General features: G+C 41.2%; 16 protein-coding genes and 1 tRNA gene. 7 read left to right on the forward strand and 10 right to left on the reverse strand.

What is annotated here, in order from left to right:
• Nucleotides 1–13: 13 nt before the first annotated feature.
• The 3 genes from V7K89_RS23090 to V7K89_RS23100 all read right to left on the reverse strand — a co-directional run bounded on the left by V7K89_RS23090 (nucleotide 14) and on the right by V7K89_RS23100 (nucleotide 6,390).
• Nucleotides 14–1,303 carry a glucose-1-phosphate adenylyltransferase gene (locus V7K89_RS23090; protein WP_335191295.1) on the reverse strand — a complete coding sequence of 430 codons (1,290 nt, stop codon included), beginning with the start codon at nucleotides 1,301–1,303 and terminating at the stop codon, nucleotides 14–16.
• A 462-nt stretch (nucleotides 1,304–1,765) separates the two neighbouring features.
• Nucleotides 1,766–2,881 (reverse strand): WD40 repeat domain-containing protein, encoded by a 1,116-nt coding sequence (locus V7K89_RS23095; RefSeq protein ID WP_335191298.1) that lies wholly within the window; start codon nucleotides 2,879–2,881, stop codon nucleotides 1,766–1,768.
• Nucleotides 2,882–2,892: 11 nt separating this feature from the next.
• The gene (locus tag V7K89_RS23100; RefSeq protein WP_335191300.1) at nucleotides 2,893–6,390 is read right to left on the reverse strand and encodes an nSTAND1 domain-containing NTPase; all 3,498 of its coding nucleotides are present in this window, start codon (nucleotides 6,388–6,390) and stop codon (nucleotides 2,893–2,895) included.
• Between the two features lie 147 nt (nucleotides 6,391–6,537).
• Here V7K89_RS23100 and V7K89_RS23105 point away from each other — a divergent pair, with 147 nt between their 5' ends.
• A complete protein-coding gene (locus V7K89_RS23105) occupies nucleotides 6,538–6,909 on the forward strand; it encodes a CU044_2847 family protein (protein ID WP_335191302.1) in 372 nt (123 codons plus the stop codon).
• 43 nt (nucleotides 6,910–6,952) lie between these two features.
• Here V7K89_RS23105 and V7K89_RS23110 read toward each other — a convergent pair whose 3' ends face one another.
• Together V7K89_RS23110 and V7K89_RS23115 are read right to left on the reverse strand one after the other, a co-directional pair.
• A complete protein-coding gene (locus V7K89_RS23110) occupies nucleotides 6,953–7,252 on the reverse strand; it encodes a hypothetical protein (protein WP_335191304.1) in 300 nt (99 codons plus the stop codon).
• A 114-nt stretch (nucleotides 7,253–7,366) separates the two neighbouring features.
• A complete protein-coding gene (locus V7K89_RS23115) occupies nucleotides 7,367–9,094 on the reverse strand; it encodes a S8 family peptidase (RefSeq protein WP_335191306.1) in 1,728 nt (575 codons plus the stop codon).
• Nucleotides 9,095–10,012: 918 nt separating this feature from the next.
• On the opposite strand from V7K89_RS23115, the gene V7K89_RS23120 reads away from it, so the two are divergent.
• Entirely contained in the window at nucleotides 10,013–11,476 is a 1,464-nt protein-coding gene (locus tag V7K89_RS23120; RefSeq protein ID WP_335191308.1) for a glycoside hydrolase family 13 protein, read from the forward strand.
• A gap of 231 nt (nucleotides 11,477–11,707) precedes the next feature.
• Here V7K89_RS23120 and V7K89_RS23125 read toward each other — a convergent pair whose 3' ends face one another.
• Nucleotides 11,708–12,127 (reverse strand): fasciclin domain-containing protein, encoded by a 420-nt coding sequence (locus V7K89_RS23125; RefSeq protein ID WP_334915974.1) that lies wholly within the window; start codon nucleotides 12,125–12,127, stop codon nucleotides 11,708–11,710.
• Between the two features lie 150 nt (nucleotides 12,128–12,277).
• Between V7K89_RS23125 and V7K89_RS23130 the strand changes: the two genes are divergently transcribed.
• The 5 genes from V7K89_RS23130 to V7K89_RS23150 all read left to right on the forward strand — a co-directional run bounded on the left by V7K89_RS23130 (nucleotide 12,278) and on the right by V7K89_RS23150 (nucleotide 14,281).
• Nucleotides 12,278–12,514 carry a DNA-directed RNA polymerase subunit omega gene (locus V7K89_RS23130; RefSeq protein WP_322697759.1) on the forward strand — a complete coding sequence of 79 codons (237 nt, stop codon included), beginning with the start codon at nucleotides 12,278–12,280 and terminating at the stop codon, nucleotides 12,512–12,514.
• A 153-nt stretch (nucleotides 12,515–12,667) separates the two neighbouring features.
• Nucleotides 12,668–13,213, forward strand: coding sequence for a hypothetical protein (locus V7K89_RS23135; protein WP_335191310.1), 546 nt, complete (start codon nucleotides 12,668–12,670; stop codon nucleotides 13,211–13,213).
• A 52-nt stretch (nucleotides 13,214–13,265) separates the two neighbouring features.
• A complete protein-coding gene (locus V7K89_RS23140) occupies nucleotides 13,266–13,631 on the forward strand; it encodes a DUF1818 family protein (RefSeq protein WP_335191312.1) in 366 nt (121 codons plus the stop codon).
• Between the two features lie 50 nt (nucleotides 13,632–13,681).
• Nucleotides 13,682–13,755 (forward strand) — tRNA-Pro (locus V7K89_RS23145).
• 175 nt (nucleotides 13,756–13,930) lie between these two features.
• Complete coding sequence (locus V7K89_RS23150) at nucleotides 13,931–14,281, forward strand: histidine triad nucleotide-binding protein (protein WP_335191315.1); 351 nt, start codon at nucleotides 13,931–13,933, stop codon at nucleotides 14,279–14,281.
• Nucleotides 14,282–14,406: 125 nt separating this feature from the next.
• Here the strand turns inward: V7K89_RS23150 and V7K89_RS23155 are convergent, their stop codons facing one another.
• The 4 genes from V7K89_RS23155 to V7K89_RS23170 all read right to left on the reverse strand — a co-directional run bounded on the left by V7K89_RS23155 (nucleotide 14,407) and on the right by V7K89_RS23170 (nucleotide 18,116).
• Complete coding sequence (locus V7K89_RS23155; RefSeq protein WP_335191317.1) at nucleotides 14,407–15,087, reverse strand: RibD family protein; 681 nt, start codon at nucleotides 15,085–15,087, stop codon at nucleotides 14,407–14,409.
• 115 nt (nucleotides 15,088–15,202) lie between these two features.
• A complete protein-coding gene (locus V7K89_RS23160) occupies nucleotides 15,203–15,430 on the reverse strand; it encodes a hypothetical protein (protein WP_335191319.1) in 228 nt (75 codons plus the stop codon).
• Between the two features lie 19 nt (nucleotides 15,431–15,449).
• On the reverse strand, nucleotides 15,450–17,765 hold the full coding sequence (locus tag V7K89_RS23165) for a heavy metal translocating P-type ATPase (protein ID WP_335191321.1): 2,316 nt from the start codon (nucleotides 17,763–17,765) through the stop codon (nucleotides 15,450–15,452).
• A 156-nt stretch (nucleotides 17,766–17,921) separates the two neighbouring features.
• Nucleotides 17,922–18,116 carry a heavy-metal-associated domain-containing protein gene (locus V7K89_RS23170; RefSeq protein ID WP_094350009.1) on the reverse strand — a complete coding sequence of 65 codons (195 nt, stop codon included), beginning with the start codon at nucleotides 18,114–18,116 and terminating at the stop codon, nucleotides 17,922–17,924.
• Nucleotides 18,117–18,196: the final 80 nt, after the last annotated feature.

Below are 18,196 nucleotides of genomic sequence, written 5' to 3' on the forward strand. Positions count from 1 at the left end.
CTAACTCTAACTATTAAATGATTGTTCCATCGGGAATTACAGCATTTTTTAGCACGACAACGACACCACTACGGATGTAGAAACCTTGACTTTCGCGGTCAGCTTCTTGGACGTTATCTTTATTGATGATTTTGACATTGTGACCGATACTAGCATTTTTATCAATAATGGCACCGCGAATAATCGAGTCAGTACCAATACCTACAGGAATTTCACCTTTTTCTAGATTACATTGACGTTCTACAGAAGCTTGATAAAAATCTGCACCCATGAGTAGGGACTCTTCGATGACACTACCAGATTCAATTCGCGATCGCACTCCCAACACTGAATGTTGAATGCGGCAATTTTTCAAAATACAACCTTCGCCAATAATTGATTCTGTGATCTGGCAATCTAAAAGTTTACTTGGAGGTAAGTAACGAGCGCGGGTATAAATTGGTGCGTGTTCATCGTAGAAACTAAAAGGTGGCTGGGGCTGCTGAGTCAGCGCTAAGTTGGCATGATAAAATGCTTCGATTGTTCCAATATCTTCCCAGTAGTCATCAAAAAGGTAAGCTTGAACGTTGTAATCTTTAGAGGCATCAGGAATAATTTCTTTGCCGAAATCAGTCCTTTCTATACCTTCTCTCAACAATTTGAACAAAACCTCTTTTTTAAAGACATAAATCCCCATTGAAGCGATGTAGGGCTGTTGCTGGGCTTGTTCTTTTGATAATCCCAGTACACTTGTATCAACTTGCATTTGGAGTAACGCTTCACCTTTGGGTTTTTCGCTAAAATCAATTATTCTGCCAGAATCGTCAATTTTCATTAACCCAAAATCTGAGGCGCGGCGCTCATCGATGGGAATGACTGAGAGAGTAATATCAGCCCCTGTTTCCCTATGACGGTGGATAAACTGGCGATAATCCATGCGGTAGAGGTGATCGCCTGAGAGAATTAGATATTCTTCTACATCCCATTCTTCCATTAACCACAGATACTGACGTACAGCATCGGCTGTACCTTGGAACCAGTTGGGGTTTTCTGGTGTTTGTTGTGCCGCTAGCACTTCCACAAACCCTTCATTGAAGCCAGTAAAGTTATAGGTACGAGCGATGTGACGATTCAGGGAAGCTGAGTTGAATTGTGTCAGGACATAAATTTTAAATATTTCAGAGTTTATGCAGTTACTGACAGGGATATCGATTAAGCGGTATTTTCCCGCTACTGGTACCGCTGGTTTAGCACGTAGTTTGGTTAGCGGGTAAAGCCGAGTACCTGCGCCACCACCAAGGATGATTGATAATACTTTTTTCACAAAATTTCTCCTGACTGCCTTTCAACTCTCATCTTCAGTTTAGGACTGTCTGCCACCACAGGTAAGGGGGATCGTCTGATTCTTTGGGATGAATTTTACAAAATGTTGATAGTGTATGGATGCTGTGGCTGCTCAGTAGAAATATAGAACATTTGTATTAATTCAAATGAATTAAGATAGCTTAAACTATGATCTTCGTCTACAACTTGAATATTTTATTGCATTACACTTCTCAATTAATAACTACTAAAACCGCTAAATTTCTTGCAACGTCGTTGTTAGTATGACAAAGTTTTCGCAATTAGCAAGGGAAAACTTTAGAGCTAATTTGTAGCACTAGTTATACAAAACAGGTTTTCGGGTGTTGAAAAACTAAATATAAATATACTAAACCAATATTTAGTTTTACCATCTTCAATAAAATTATTTAAAATGATTTTAAGGCAACCATTCCATCAATTTTCAAGGACAACATTTAGGTAGATGATTTCTACACTCGTTGGGGTTACATTTACATTTTGGACATGTAGGATTAATGAGAATAGCATTAATCATAAAATCGAAAAAATTTGATAAAAAACTTGTGGCGTTGCGTGAAGCAATACTTATGTTTTCCATAATATTGATATAGAGTCTGTCATAACCCTCAGAGCTATCAATATTTTTATCCAAGATAATTTTCCAACTTCTAACATTTGCGTCTTGACTTGCTGAGGCTATTAGAAGATGCTCTTGATAATTAGGGCTAAAACTAATTTCGTTTACTCCGCCTTTATGTTCTACTAAAATTTTCATTTGCCTGCCATCAATTTGCCATAATTTGATGGTTTTATCTTCGCTAGCAGAAGCTAATATTTTACCATTAGGACTAAAAGCTATTCCAGATATATATTTTTCATGAGCTTTAATACTAGTTAATACTTGACCTTCTTTCCAAAGTTGGATAATGCCATCGTTACTACTAGATGCGATAATTTGACCATCAGGACTAAATCTGACAAAGGTTGCTGGCTTTTGATGTTGGACAATAACTTTTGAAGTTCTAGTATTCAAATCCCAAACTTTTACACTTCCATCTTTGTATCCACTAGAAGCAAGCTTTGTTCCATCGACATTGAAATCAAGGCTATAAACTTTATCTTGACTTCCAAGATTTTCTAGAGTCTCCTGTTCATTTCCTGTGGATGTGTCCCATATCTTGATGGTTCCATCCCAGCTAGCAGTAGCAATTTTTTTGCTATCTGGACTAAAGCTGAGATCGTAAATAACGTTTGTATGCCCTTTGAGCGCTCTTAAAAATTTTCTGGTGTCTGCTGCATATAAAATCGCAGTTTTATCAATATCAGAAGAAGCAATCATATTACCACTCATTGGACTATATCTGACACGCCATATTCCCTCTTTCTGATCTGTAAGTATCTTTGATTCTCCACTTTCAATATTCCAGAGTCTGATTGTTTTGTCTTTGCTGGCTGAGGCTATAGTTTTACCATCAGGACTAAAACTTACGCTATTAACTTCTTCTTGATGTCCTTGGAAACGATCCGAAATTCTATCGCTAAATATCAAATTAGCCATTTTTTACCTTATTATTTGTTTATTTTTTCACAGATATAATGCGTTTTCTTTAAAGTAATATCTTCGCTTTTATTTAGGTAATTACCTATGAAATTGCAGATATATTTTTGTAATACATCAAGGTTATTTATGTAATGATTATTAAGGGTTTTGTTAGTAAATTTCCAAAGTCTGACAGTTTGATCTTGCCCTGATGAAGCCATAAATAAATAGTCATTTTTCTTAGGGCTAAAGCTTATAGCATCAACATCACTCTCATGACCTTTTAAAGTTTCTAAAATTTTCATTTGCCTACCATCAATTCGCCATAATTTGATGGTGCTATCGCCACTAGCAGAAGCTAATATTTTACCATTAGGACTAAAAGCTATTCCAGATATATATTTTTCATGAGCTTTAATACTAGTTAATACTTGACCTTCTTTCCAAAGTTGGATAATGCCATCGTCACTACTGGAAGCAAGAATTTGACCATCAGGACTAAATCTGACAAAGGTTGCTGGCTTTTGATGTCGGCCAAGAATTTTTGAAGTTCTAGAGTTCAAATCCCAAACTTTTACACTTCCATCTTTGTATCCACTAGAAGCAAGCTTTGTTCCATCAGTATTGAAATCAAGGCTGTAAACTTTATCTTCACCTCCAAGATTTTCCAGCGTCTCCTGTTCATTTCCTGTGGATGTATCCCATATCTTGATGGTTCCATCCCAGCTAGCAGTAGCAATTTTTTTGCTATCTGGACTAAAGCTGAGATCGGAAATAACGTTTGTATGTCCTTTGAGGAATCTTAAAAATCTTCCAGTATCTGCTGCCCACAAAATAGCAGTTCCACCAATATCGGAAGAAGCAATCATATTCCCACTCATCGGACTATATCTAATACGCCAGACGCTCTCTTTATGTTTTTCAAGTGGTTTTGATTCTCCACTTTCAATATTCCAGAGTCTAATTGTTTTGTCTAGACTAGCTGAAGCTATGGTTTTACCATCAGGACTAAAACTTACGCTATTAACTTCTTGTTGATGACCTTGGAAACGATCCGACTCTCGTACTTTATCAATTACAGAAGTTTTAAGTTTATCTATAGCATCATGGTTTTCTGCACCTATTTCTCTTAGAGCTTCTAGCGCTTTGATGCTTGCTATCATTGCTTCTAGTTGATTATTCGTTCCAAAAAGCTGTATAGGTTCAGAAATCAAGGCTTCAATAGCTTTATTTTTGTTCTGTTCTGCCTTGATTCCAAATCCTACAGTAAAAATAGCCAAGAATGTCAGTCCAAAGACTGATGTGATCGCCAGGCTAGTTCGTTGTTTTTGATATTTAGCACTGGTTTCTGCTTCTTTTGCTCTTGCAGCTTCCGCTTTAGCTTTATCTTCTGCTGCTATAGCTTTTTCAATTTCGGCTATGGCTCTAGCTTCTGCTTCTTTTTGTCGAGACTCAGCTAGTTCTCTAAGTTGACGTTCCTGCTCTAACTGATCTTGAATTTTTCTGTCACGTCTTTCCAAACTCTTACGCAAAAACTCTTCTTCCAATGGCGTAAGTCTTGGCTGAGTCTTATTCACCCACTCAGAAATTACAGCTAATTTTGCACCAGCCAACAGTGCATCATCCGATTTATTAAATCTTTGTATCCATTCCTGACAATCTACTTCTAAAGAACGACTGAGACGAATATTTTCTATATTTTCAGCAATCCAACTATTTAATAATTTCCACTCAGATAAAAGTGCTTCATGAGCAACTTCTACAGTATTTTGATCGGTGATAATTAAACGTTGTTCAGAACCCGCTAGTGCTCCTACAACATTTTGCAATTGTTGTGGAGAATCTGCAACTGATTCTAATCTTTCCCAGTTAGCACGCCGCCGTGTCACTTCTCCAGTTTCACTTAATTGCACCAATTCCATAAACAAGCGACGTGCAAAAGCCTGATTTAGGGGCATTAAACCTTGATACCAATTTGTTGCTTGTTTGTCTAAAGCTTTTTTAACTGCACCAATTTCTTCATAGCCTTTGCGAGTCAAAAGCGGTTCTGGTGATTCAGGTTCTTCAATGCAAACTCGCCACAATTCCTTAAGCGCATATTGCAATATAGGTAATGCACCCGGACGGGTGACAACATCATTCATAATTTGCGACACTAAACCATGCTCAAAATTCACACCATGCAACTTTGCTGGTTTTTCAATTGCTTCTTCTAACTCGACAAAAGACATCGGTGGTACTAAAAATGATGTGGGAGGAGTGCTATTAATAAGAGTAATAATTTCTAAATAGTCATTACAACGTTTTAAGAAATCACCACGAATTGTCAAAATTATGCGTGTTTGTCTCTCAGTTGTTTTTACCTCTTCTGCTACTAAGCGGATAAAAGCTTTGCGTTCCTCATCATCTTGGCAAAGGGTAAATATTTCTTCAAATTGATCGATAAACAATATATGTGGCTGATTTTGCTGCTGTTGTCGAGCTAAAATATCAAATAGTTTTCCGTAAGGGTGTTCTCCTGGTGTAAAAGATGCGATCGCCCATTTGCTGCTTCCAGGAAGGCGATCGCTTTTTAGTTGTGGTAAGACACCTGCTTTCACTAAAGAAGATTTACCACTACCTGAGTAGCCAATTACAGCTAAAAATCGGCTCTCTGCTAACCGTGAAACCAGTGTACGAACTGCTTCATCACGTCCACAAAAATATTGTGCTTGCTCTGATTCAAATGCATAAAGTCCCCGATAGGGATTTTCCTGATTGAAAGCAATTTCTTCTTTAAGAATATCTAATTTGGGATAACTTACCAAAGTAATTGGCCGTCCCAAACTCATGCGAATGGGTTCTTGTATTGAACCTATCAATTCGTTGCTGACAAAATCAAATAAGCGATCGCTACTAATTCGTCCACTACTACCTGCATTTTCAGCTGCTAATCCCTTAATAACTGCACCTGTGAAAATACTATATTCTTCACTCATAATCGCTGCTGCTTGTTCAAAACGGCGACAAGCTGCTATTAAGTAATAATCTTTTAGGGAACGAAAAGCGGTCAGAGTTTGTTCTATTAACTCTCTTTCTAGGAAATAGCCACTATGACAGCAATCGAGTAGCACTATCAAACTACTTAATTGAGATTCTCCGATTAATTTATTAAGCTTGTTGAGGGAAATACCATATTTTTGTGCCACAATTTGGTTTCCCTTAACTTCAACCTGACAATCAGAAGTTGCTAAAAATCCCTCTTGTTGTCCCAAAGTATCAGAAGTGATAAAACCGTGTCCGCTAAAATAAATCAGCGCTTCATTATTTTTAGCTTTCTCTAGCAGCAATTTTCTGAGTTCTTGACCGATTTCAGCCTCAGTAACTTTTGTCTTCCGACCTTGTGGTAGTCTTTGCACAGACTGGAAATCACCATATTGCTTTAGGAGTTGTGCTATAGCCTCAGCATCATTTGTAGTCTTCGACAAACGCGGTAATGATGGGCTGAGATACTCGGCGATGCCAATAACAAGCGCGTATCGTGCCATTTAACACACCTTGGCTTGGTAAATGCGGGATAATCTTGACAGACACAATCAATGACTGTGTTACTAGAAACAATACCATCTGTTAGTTTTCTGCAAGCAAGCTGAAATTTATTCAGATACATTACAAAACTTTAATCGAGGTAGCTTATGTCAGAGGTGCAGCAACTATTTTTCCAAGCAGACGGGGAAATTGAGCAGATTGAGATTAACGTCACAGCCACTGAAATAACTCAGGAAATTGAGGAGGACGATGATGGCATAGAATACAAGGATGTGCGAACAGATGCGATCGCTCGGATGCAACAAGCTCGTCAAATGATTCGCTCTTATACTATCTATGCTCTGAGTGCTTTTAAAGACTTTAATACTGCTGAGATTGAGGAGATAAAACTTAAATTTGGTATTAAGTTGGGTGGCAAAGCAGGTATTCCTTACATTACCGAAGGCTCTGCTGAAAGTAATCTGGAAATTGAGGTGAAGTGTAAGTTTCCAGAAAAACAACAACCGGATTCACAGTAACAGCAAAAAACTATCCACACATTATAAAGTTAGGCAATGCCCATTAAACGCCTAACTTGCCTGTATTGATTCTCCTATTAACCAAACGTAATTGCTGCGATCGCTTCAGACTCATCACCCAAGGTTGCTCTGATAACTGAGAAATGGCATTTGGTGAAAGTGTTGCTGTGAAAATATCTTTCCCACTGGTAACACCACTAACGCCTAAAGTTTCTAAAAAACTAGTTGCAGCAGAGTCTAAAATTGGTTCAGTATGGATGAAAACCCCCAAACTAGTTTCTTGTGAATTTTGAACATCATTCAGCGCTGTAGCAAGAGCGGCATCTAGTTTCTGATAATTCATCAGCAATTCCTTGGTAAACAGGGCAGGCAATAATTGCCTACCCTAACTTATCAAAGTTGTAAGTTTTTATCGCCTACCCTTGTGCAGAAATAATATCTACCTTTTTCAGTCTAATTACAGATTTAAAGCGTTAATCACTCCATAACCCCATTTGTCATCAAATGTACCTGCGGGTTTTCCGGGAATGGTACTATTTTTACGTAGCAAGTCTTTCACCGCAGCCGGATCGAGTTTAGGATCTCGCTGCAACAGCAGTGCCACTAATCCACTAATAAACGGTGTTGCCATACTTGTACCAGCCTGAACCACAAACTTAGAATTAATCATTGATGAACGGTCAAAATTTGCATCGGCGGAAAGGGTGGAAACAATCATTGCTCCTGGTGCTGCTACATCAGGCTTCTGTCCATCATTGCGTAGAGGTCCTTCACTACTGAATTCCGAAATAGTATTCAGTTCTAACCCCATTTCTCGCACTTGGTTATCAATATCTGTATATTTAGTTTTAGTTGTATAGGCAGCAACTGTAATTGCACTGCTAGCAGATCCTGGCGAACCAATTTTTAACGCATCCTTTACACTTTTACCTGTAAAAAACACTGATGAACTGTCATCTAGTGTCCACACATTTAAACATGTGTCAGTTGAAGAAGTGTTGCGGACTCGCAGCTGCCAAACACCTCCCATTACTTGCGAGGGGTCAATACCGCGTATTTGTACAAAGAAATTATGGTCGCCGTTGGCTTGGTCTGGTGCTGGTGTCGCTAATTGCACCCGTGCATCTGGTAATTGGTAATCTTGGGCAGCATTACCTTCAGTAATGATTTTTTGAAAGGGGGTGACAAAACCGTTAGGACTCCGTACAGACACTTCCAATTCGCTATCTTTGGCATACCAAGCGTTTAACCAAACTATGCCTACTTGATTCAAAGGAACATTAAAGCGCATACCACGAGTACGTCCACTGGGTATTGTTGCTTGTCCATGAATGTTGTCGTTTCCTTCGTTACCCGCAGCACAGCAAACAATTCTTCCAGGGCCAGTTTCGGCATCGATAACTTTGGATAAGGAATCACTACCATCATGGGCATCAGCGTGTCCGCCCAAGCTGAGATTTACCACTGCTGGGCGTCCCAACTCTCTAGCAATTCGGAAAATATAACGCACGCCATCAGCAATGTGGGCATCCTGTAAATCAGACCTGACGACAACTAATTCCGCTTCTGGTGCAACACCACTATAACTAGCATCGGCACCAGCGGCAATTCCTGCAACGTGAGTACCATGACCACCAGTATCCTGAGAAACTGTCAGTTGCGCTCCCGTAAATTCAGCCCCATAGCCGCCCTCTATAACTCCTGGGCCTGGCAATGTTTGATCCCAAATGTGTAAAATTCGTCCAGCAAAGGCGGGATGCTTCGGATCGATGCCACTGTCTATAATGCCGATGATTACTCCTTTTCCAGTCAGTCCGGTTTTATTCTGGAACTCTGGCAGTTTGACTGTTTTCATTGCAGTGTCCATCCTTAAATGAAGTTTGCGTGATGGCTTAATCCGCTGAATCACATCTTCTTCAGATAAGACATCTAAACTCTCTATGGGTAAGAAAGCTGTCCGCACACTCCCGGAGTTTTGATTGACTTCAATATTATATTGTGATAAATAACTTAAGTCTGCATCAGGGTCGCAGTAAATAAAAACGACGCTTTTAGTGGGCTTGACCGGGCTTTTGTGGGCAATGATACCAAGCGATCGCTTGTGTGTAACTAAAGCTTTATCTCCTTCATTTTGATAGTCTTGATATGCCAAAAGTAGTCCAGGAGAAAGTTTTTCGTGTCTCATTTTTACCTCAAACTCAATTTATTTGCTGTCAATAAAGTAGTGATTCTAGCAGGATAAGTCGCTCTAGATTAACGCAGACTATGTAGTTTTTTAGCTTCGATTATTTGATGCGACTATAGTTATCTATTTATTTTATAGATAACATCAAATAAGCTTAGGAGGTAATATCATGTCCGGTTAAAGACTTATCATTAAGACCGCTCTAGGGGCAGAGGGGCAGAGGGGAGGGTTTTTGGGGTTTCTGCATAAATATTGGGAATTATAACTAATTAGCCGGACATGATATAAAAGTTATTCCTAAGACAATTGCTAATTCATAACTCATATTCTTGAATTACGTATTTTTCATAGTGATTTTCTGTGGTTCCTGAGATATCTTTGATCGGTTGCATCTAAGAATTACCGGAATCTGAGATAACAGGTAATTTTTATGAAGCTATTAAACTAATCCATTGTCTGCCTAAATAATTACGGACAAAGTAAAGGAAATAAAATTAAGAAAAATTAAGTAATAAATAAATTTCTTAAAGAAGAATTCAAGAGCAGAGGCAAAGATGCTGCGCGGCTTGGCGTCAGAATACAATCAGTGACCAGAAAGAAAAAGGTACAGAGCAAGTAAATTGATTTATGGGCTTGGTAAATGTTTGACTTTTGACTTCCCCGTACCCCTGCGGGGAAGCAAGCTACGCGTAGCGTCTCGCAGAGAAGGGGTTGACGAGTCTATCTAGTTGACCTGTTAAAAACTAAAATAAATTGTAGTCAAAATAGTTAAAACTGATAATATTTGCGTATAAAACAGCATGAAAAAGGCTAAATCACTAATGAATACTGAGCAAGGACAGATTCTCTATCATAAGTAAGAGCCATAAAGAAGCTAATATTTGCAACGATCGCTTCTGAACAGACAAAAAATTATTCATGCAAATTCAAACACCAGACTGGGTGAAACACGCTGTTTTCTACCAAATCTTCCCAGATCGCTTTGCCAGAAGCAAACAGCCGCACAAACGGTTATTGCAGGAAGCCCGCTGGGAAGATTGGGACTCTATGCCAACCCTCCAAGGCTACAAGGGCGGCGATTTATGGGGCATTATGGAGGATTTAGACTACATCCAGAATTTAGGGATTAATGCGATTTACTTCACACCCATTTTTCAATCTGCCAGCAATCATCGCTATCATACCCACGATTATTATCTAGTTGACCCGATGTTAGGGGGCAACGAAGCTTTTAAAGAATTGCTCGATGCAGCCCATCAACGAAATATCAAAATTGTTCTAGATGGGGTGTTTAACCATTCCAGCCGGGGCTTTTTCTTTTTCCACGACGTTTTAGAAAATGGCCCCCATTCGCCTTGGGTGAATTGGTTCAAAATACAAGGCTGGCCCCTTTCAGCATATGATGGAAACTTCCCTGCTAACTACGTGGGTTGGGCGGGAAATCGTGCTTTGCCAGAATTTAATCACGATAATCCAGAAGTACGAGAATATATTATGGAAATTGCCGAATATTGGATTAAATTCGGCATCGATGGTTGGCGATTGGATGTACCATTTGAAATCAGAACTCCTGGTTTTTGGCAGGAATTTCGCGATCGCGTTAAAGCAATCAATCCCGAAGCTTACATTGTGGGCGAAGTCTGGGGAGATTCGCGTGAGTGGCTAGATGGGACGCAATTTGACGGCGTGATGAATTATTTATTTGCTGGGCCAACAATTGCTTTTGCAGCTGGCGATCGCGTAGTCTTAGAACAAGTCCAAAGCCGCGATTATCAACCCTACCCACCCTTATTTGCCGCCGAGTACGCTACCAAAATTCAACAAGTACTGCAACTTTACCCTTGGGAAATTCAGCTGACTCAACTCAATTTGCTTGCAAGTCACGATACAGCGCGATTGATGACCATTGCAGGCGGTGATATAGCCAGTATAGAATTGTCAACTCTACTACTACTCACCTTTCCCGGTGCCCCCAGCATCTACTATGGTGATGAAGTTGGTTTACCTGGTGGAATAGATCCCGACTCACGCCGTGGCTTTCCTTTAGAGAGTAACTGGAATCAAGAAATTTTTAATACTCACCGTCAATTAATTGCCCTACGCCTAACTTACCCAGCCTTGCGTACAGGTGATTACCAAGTTCTCTATGCTCAAGGACAACTTTATATCTTTGCGCGAACTTTGGGGACAGAAGAATTAATAATTGTCGTCAACGCTGGTACAAGTTCGGCAACAGCGAATGCAGATGTTGCCATGCATACTCAACCTAACAAACTTTTATATGGTAATGCTGAAGTTGAGTGGAATAGTAAAGGAGAAACTCAGCAGTTGTCATTGACTGTTCCCCCACGGAGTGGGTGTATTTTGGGGACTGGGGATTAGTTATTGGGGACTGGGGAACTGGGGAGAAGTTGCAGTAAGTTTTTCCCTCTGCCCCTAATGGCACTAAGATAAGGCAGGAGGCAGGAGGCAGAAGGGAAGGAAAGCTGCATAGTTTAAAAGTTCTAGCTTACAAGAGTTTTAAGCTCCTGCCTCACCTCAACAAAAAGCTTTTCTTGGTGCCATTTTCCTCTGCCCCGATGCCCCATGCCCAATGCCCCATACCCAATTACATTACCTTCCTGCCACCATTGCAGGCATCAACACCGCATCAATGATATGGATCACGCCATTGTCTGTTAGAATATCTGTTTTCAAGACATTGGCGTTATTTACCTTAAATTTACCATCGGCAGATTCAATGGCTACAATTGATCCCTCCAATGTTTCTGCCTCGTTAATCTGTACCAAATCATCAGACCTGACATCCCCACTAGCGATATGATACGCCACAATTTTCTGGAGCTTGGGGATATCTTGTAGTAGAGAGTCTAAAGTTCCCTCTGGCAGATTAGCAAAAGCTTCGTCAGTCGGTGCAAAGAGCGTGAAAGAACCAGGGCTTTTCAAAGTTTCAATGAAATTTACAGCTTTAGCAGCCTTTATTAAAGTATTGAAATTACCCGCTGCGATCGCAGTTTCCACAAGGTCAGCCATGAAGGTGCGTTATTTAATACTACAAGTTACTTATAAAGTGACTAAAATATCTTAGCCTCTATCAATAGAGAGGTTGCTGGCGATTTAACAGACAGCAGCAGACTGATTTAGTACTGTTACACTGGAGAATGACCCCAAGAACCACTGATTATGCTAAAGCGTTCTAAGTTCGAGACAACTCAATCTCAGATTATGCACCGTGCTGAGGATCTGATTAGTGCAGCCTCAAATCGATACCGCATTACAGTTCAGGTGGCAAATCGTGCTAAACGTCGGCGTTACGAAGACTTTGAAACTAACGAAGATGCAATGATGAAGCCAGTGCTAAGGGCAATAATCGAAATGTCCGATGAATTGACTCAACCAGAAATTATCGGCGAACTATAAGATTGAGTGCTGAGTGCTGAATTCTGAATCAGGCAAATTCATATTTTCACTCAGCAACGCCCAAAATATTGTTCTATGAAAAAGAAAAAATTTCTGTTTAAATCAATTTTCTCAAAACTCGCAACTCAGCACTCATTACTACTGCTTACCTTAATGTTACTGAGTGTAATTGTTTTCGGTTCAGGGACGCATAAATCAATACATAGAAATTTATTTAGTATCCAACCTGCTGATGCTCAGAGAATCACTCCTGGCGATGTTTGGCAGCAAGTATATCAGCAATTGCCAGATTTTCCCAAGGAAAATAAGTATATCAGCAAAGAAAATGGGAAAGTTGCCGAAAACAACACCTTAGCAAATCGCCTAATTAGATATCACATTTATACTAAAGGGCGTGCTCCTATTTATCGCTTGGATTGGAAGCTGACTTTAGCTGATTACCTGGGTGCAAATGAAATTATGTATGATACTACCTATCCAGGAAATGATGCACTACGGGAAAATCCCATAGAAGGCGATCGCAAAGCCATCAAGAGTCTCACCCGCAGCCAGCGAGATGCCTTAGTGCAAGTCTTAGTCAATATTTTTAATCCTACTTCTGAAAATACCCTATCCCCTAACCCCAATACCGCACCCAATCCGACTCCATCAACTACACCACAGCCACCGCAACAAGGAGGTGCCGAACTACTAAAATGATAAATTTTCCTTTGCGTCTGTATGCGTACCTCTGCGTTTAAAAAACTAAACTATGGAACGCCTTGTCAAAACCGGATCGGGTTGGCGTATTGGCTGGAACCCCGATACACTCGAGTTTAAAGGTTTAGTCGGAACAGATGATTGGGCAATTGAGTTAACTGAAGTCGAGTTAAATGATTTTTGTCGTCTACTAGCACAGCTAGCAGACACTATGAAGCAACTCGCAACTGAATTGATGGAAGAGGAAAAAATTACTTGTGAAGCCGAAAGCGATTTATTATGGATGGAAGTGGAAGGCTATCCTCATGATTACAGTCTGCGTTTCATCTTGAATACAGGGCGATGTGTAGAAGGTAAATGGAATGCTTCTGCTGTTCCAGATTTACTGCAAGCTAGTGGGATGCTTAAGGTTTTTTAAAATTGCCTCTTGATTATCCTACAGTTTTACTATATGATAGAAATTCTGACCGGGGCGTAGCGCAGCTTGGTAGCGCGCCACTTTGGGGTAGTGGAGGTCGTGGGTTCGAATCCCGCCGCTCCGATTGATGATAAGCCATACCTGCTAGTCTTTTTAAAACGATTGGCAGGTTTTTTCATAGTTTTTACCTGAAAAAACCTAACCGAACAGTAAATTGGGATATACCCGCACAATCAAAAATGATAAGTAATTAGGTGGACTTAATATAAAATCTCTAGCAGATTAGTAGGTAGATTGGTATGAGTGAAAGTACAGAAACAATTTTCAGCAAAATCATTAGTCGGGAAATTCCCGCTGATGTTGTTTATGAGGATAATTTAGCCCTAGCATTCAAAGATATCCATCCCCAAGCGCCCGTTCACATCCTGATCATTCCCAAAAAAACCATTGCTACACTAGCTGACGCTGAATCTGAGGATCATGCCCTGTTGGGACATCTTTTGTTAACTGCTAAACGTGTTGCAGAAGTTGCTGGACTAAAAAATGGTTATCGAGTTGTCATCAATGCTGGTGATGACGGCGGTCAAACAGTCGATCATTTACATTTGCATATTTTGGGAGGACGACAGTTAAATTGGCCCCCTGGTTGATAAGAGGCAGTAGGCAGGGAGTAGGGTAAAAGGTACAAACTGAGCAAAATTGTAGGCTAAAAGCACCCCTGCTTCCTTGCTTTTTAGTATCAACGATCATAGTGCTTAATTCTGGCAGCGCGTTTTTACTTGACTGGGCGGTAATGTAAAAACAAATTACTTTCAACCTGACGAGTTTCTATGAGTTGGAGATGAGGAGCAGCATTGGGAACAAAACCCTCTCCCTCCACTGGGCTAGGGGCGTGCTTTCCTCCATAAATGACCGGCCAAATGGTCAACCACCAATCGTCAATTCGTCCTGCCTGAACTAGAGCAGCCGTTAAAGAGCCGCCTCCCAAAGCAACGACTTTGTGAATACCCCGCTCTGCCATCAAGGTGTAGGCCCGATCCCAATCCAGGTCTGTATCTCCCAAATCAATTAATTCAGCCAGTTTTTGTAAGGTTTTTGTATCAGAACTGTGCTGCAAACCAGTCCGTGTGGTAAATATCCATCGCTCAATGTCCTGACTCAAAAAAGGCAAGTCGGGCGATAGGTTAAGGGAACCTGAAACAACGCAAGTAATCGGCTGAGGAGACTGACCCCGAACCTCACGTGCTGCCAACAGTTCGGGATCGCGAATTGTAAAGGTTTCCCCCTCAGCCCGAATCGTTCCTGCTCCTACCAGGATTAAATCGGCAAGGGAAGCTTGATACTCCAAGTGTGCTTGATCGACTACATTGGGTTCACGAGGCGCTTTCGGATCTACGGCGCTAATTTTTCCATCGGCCGTCATGGCAAGAACCACAGTTGTTTGGATAGCTGACATGATTATGTTGTGACGTAAAATAAAAGGATTACTTTCAGGCTAGAAGAATATCAGCGACCATCATGAGAAGACAATTTGTCCGATTATTCAAAACACCTCTCAGGACTGACACTAATCAGGAATCAGGACTTTTGTAGAGAATAAACCACCACAACTCTAGTCCAATTAAAGCTAAACCAGCGATCGCAACACCAATTTTCAAGCCCAAAGGTTGCTCAATGCGTTGAAATTGGCTGGTTTGCTCTGATGAATGGGCTGGCATTTGTGCTAATGTTACACCTGATCTACCAGTGAGAAGTACTAAAGCTATCAGGCTTCCCCAAAGCGTTTTTTGACTGAACATTTTCTAAATTACCCTGAAATTATGAGGTAGTTTTTGGTTGAAAGTTACGCAATCTGAGCGCATTGCTAACAACAGAAAGCGAAGAAAGAGCCATTGCAGCGCCAGCGATAATTGGATTGAGTAACCAACCAAAGATAGGAAACAGAATTCCCGCCGCAATGGGAATACCAATGACGTTGTAAATAAAGGCAAAGAAGAGATTTTGCCTGATATTGTGGATGGTGGCGCGGCTAAGTTGAATTGCTGTCACAATTAAGAGCAAATCTCCAGAAATTAGGGTGATATCGCTAGCTGCGATCGCCACATCTGTTCCCGTACCAATGGCAATTCCGACATCAGCCTGTGCTAAGGCTGGCGCATCATTTATACCATCACCTACCATTGCGACAATTGAGTGCTGAGTTTTGAGTGAGAATTTATGATAATTCTCTCCCCTTACTCCTCTGTCCCTCTGCTCCCCTTGCAAAGATTGAATAATCGCCGCCTTTTGATCTGGACGCACTTCAGCAAAGATTCGCTGGATGCCAACTTGTAGAGCGATCGCTTCGGCTGTTTTGCGATTATCTCCGGTGAGCATTACTACTTCTAAACCTAACTTCTGTAAAGCTTTTACCACTGCTGTTGATGAAGGTTTGAGGGCATCGGTAATACCGATTATTCCTTGTAGTTCGCCATCTACAGCAATCAAAATGACTGTTTTACCAGCGGCTTCCCAGGCATCTTTATACTGCTGGAAACTTATGGTACTAACTCCAAGTTCTGTTAACCAGCGTTGTGTACCAATTTGCACAAGCTGATTTGCAACAACTGCTTGTACACCATTACCTGCATTAGCTGTGAAGTTCTTTGCATCTATTAAAGTCACTTCTTGAGACTGAGCGTATTTCACCACCGCTTCAGCTAAAGGATGCTCAGAATTGCGTTCAACTGTTGCTGCTAACTGTAAAAGCTTGATTTCATTACCATTAGCTGTGCCGTTGACTGTTACAAAGTCTGTAACTGTAGGTTTCCCTTGAGTCAAAGTGCCAGTTTTATCTAGGACAATGGTTTGAATTTTGTGTGCTAGTTCTAAGCTGTCAGCACCTTTAATCAAGATGCCATTTTCTGCACCTTTACCCGTCCCTACCATTACAGATGTGGGGGTAGCTAAACCCAAAGCACAGGGACAAGCGATAATCAGTACACCCACCGTTGTCATTGTGGCTAGGGTGAGGTTGCCAGTGAAATTAAACCAAATGACGAAAGTGGCGATCGCAACGGCAATCACAGCAGGTACAAACCATCCTGTCACTTGATCTGCCAAGCGCTGAATAGGTGCTTTAGAACCTTGTGCTTGTTGCACCAGTTTGACGATTTGAGCCAAAAACGTATCATTTCCGACTCGTGTCACCCGAAACTGAAATGCACCTGCACCGTTAATCGTCGCCCCAATCACCTCATCTCCTGGCTGCTTTTTGACTGGCAAACTTTCACCTGTCACCATTGCTTCATCTACTGTCGAAGCGCCTGCAATCACTTCCCCATCCACCGGAATCTTTTCACCAGGACGCACCAAAATCACATCGTTGATTCTGACTTCGGCGATGGGAACATCAATTTCTATTCCATTACGGATAACTCTGGCATTTCTAGCTTGCAGTCCGATAAGTTTGCGGATAGCTTCAGAAGTTTGTCCCCTAGCGCGATTTTCTAACAACCGCCCCAGCAAAATTAAGGTAATGACAATGGCGGCAACTTCATAATAAAGATGAGGTATCAAGCCCTGAGCAATAAAAAATTTTGGGAAAACAGTGACAAACAAAGAATATAGATAGGCTGCACTTGTACCTAAAGCAATTAACGTGTCCATCGTCGCTGTATGGCGCTTGAGGGATTTCCAGCCATTCCGGTAAAAAGATCCACCACACCAAAAGATTACGGGTGTTGTCAGCACTAACTGCACCCAAGGATTCTGAAGAAAACTTGGAATTAAGGGTAAATTTAGCCCAGTCATCATGGGCAACGATCCTAAAAGTAGGAAAGTGCTGATTACACCTCCCACCACTACTTTGAGAGAGAGTTGGCGTTGTAATGCTTGCCTACTCGCTTTTTCAGCATCATCTTCTTCAAAGAGCAATTCTTCTTGGAGTGAGTCAGAAGAGTATCCCGCAGCTGCGATCGCAGCTTGGATTTTCTCTAAATTCGCTAGAGAGCTATCGTACTTGATGGTAGCTTGTTCGGTTCCAAAGTTAACATTGCAGTCAATTACCCCAGAAACAGAGCGAATTGCCTTTTCGATATTGTTGGCGCAAGCAGCGCAACTCATGCCTTGAAGTTTGAGTGTAAGAGTATCCATGCTGGGATTGGGGATTGGGAAAGGTAGGGCCCCCTCTGGGGATAAGGGGTAATGGGGATTAGGGATTGGGGAAGGTGGGGCCCCCTGTGGGGATATGGGGTAATGGGGATTAGGGATTGGTTATTCTCCTAGTACCCAGTCCCCAGCCCCCTTTGTTTAAGCAACTGGATAACCCGCAGCAGCTAACGCTTCCTTAATTGCTGTTTCTGATGCTTGAGTTTCTACACTGACAAGCTTGGTTGTTGGATCGGCCTGAACACTAGCATTGGCATCGACTGCCTGAAGTGTTTTGGTGATGGTGCTTGCACAAGCAGAACAAGCCATGTTGGGAACTGTGAGTTGGAGAGTCATAGATTTACGGGATAAAATGAACAACCTAGCCAGATCGAGCTGGATAACTGAGACGTATCCCTCACACATCAGAAATTTCT

The organism is Nostoc sp. (assembly GCF_036917515.1).
GTDB lineage: Bacteria > Cyanobacteriota > Cyanobacteriia > Cyanobacteriales > Nostocaceae > Nostoc.

Coding starts and splice junctions, on each gene's coding strand:
- V7K89_RS23155 (WP_335191317.1), bottom strand. CDS start 15,087: ATGTCAGCTATCCAAACAACTGTGGTTCTTGCCATGACGGCCGATGGA.
- V7K89_RS23130 (WP_322697759.1), top strand. CDS start 12,278: ATGCTAAAGCGTTCTAAGTTCGAGACAACTCAATCTCAGATTATGCAC.
- V7K89_RS23105 (WP_335191302.1), top strand. CDS start 6,538: ATGTCAGAGGTGCAGCAACTATTTTTCCAAGCAGACGGGGAAATTGAG.
- V7K89_RS23135 (WP_335191310.1), top strand. CDS start 12,668: ATGTTACTGAGTGTAATTGTTTTCGGTTCAGGGACGCATAAATCAATA.
- V7K89_RS23140 (WP_335191312.1), top strand. CDS start 13,266: ATGGAACGCCTTGTCAAAACCGGATCGGGTTGGCGTATTGGCTGGAAC.
- V7K89_RS23165 (WP_335191321.1), bottom strand. CDS start 17,765: ATGGATACTCTTACACTCAAACTTCAAGGCATGAGTTGCGCTGCTTGC.
- V7K89_RS23120 (WP_335191308.1), top strand. CDS start 10,013: ATGCAAATTCAAACACCAGACTGGGTGAAACACGCTGTTTTCTACCAA.
- V7K89_RS23110 (WP_335191304.1), bottom strand. CDS start 7,252: ATGAATTATCAGAAACTAGATGCCGCTCTTGCTACAGCGCTGAATGAT.
- V7K89_RS23170 (WP_094350009.1), bottom strand. CDS start 18,116: ATGACTCTCCAACTCACAGTTCCCAACATGGCTTGTTCTGCTTGTGCA.
- V7K89_RS23095 (WP_335191298.1), bottom strand. CDS start 2,881: ATGGCTAATTTGATATTTAGCGATAGAATTTCGGATCGTTTCCAAGGA.
- V7K89_RS23160 (WP_335191319.1), bottom strand. CDS start 15,430: ATGTTCAGTCAAAAAACGCTTTGGGGAAGCCTGATAGCTTTAGTACTT.
- V7K89_RS23115 (WP_335191306.1), bottom strand. CDS start 9,094: ATGAGACACGAAAAACTTTCTCCTGGACTACTTTTGGCATATCAAGAC.
- V7K89_RS23150 (WP_335191315.1), top strand. CDS start 13,931: ATGAGTGAAAGTACAGAAACAATTTTCAGCAAAATCATTAGTCGGGAA.
- V7K89_RS23100 (WP_335191300.1), bottom strand. CDS start 6,390: ATGGCACGATACGCGCTTGTTATTGGCATCGCCGAGTATCTCAGCCCA.
- V7K89_RS23125 (WP_334915974.1), bottom strand. CDS start 12,127: ATGGCTGACCTTGTGGAAACTGCGATCGCAGCGGGTAATTTCAATACT.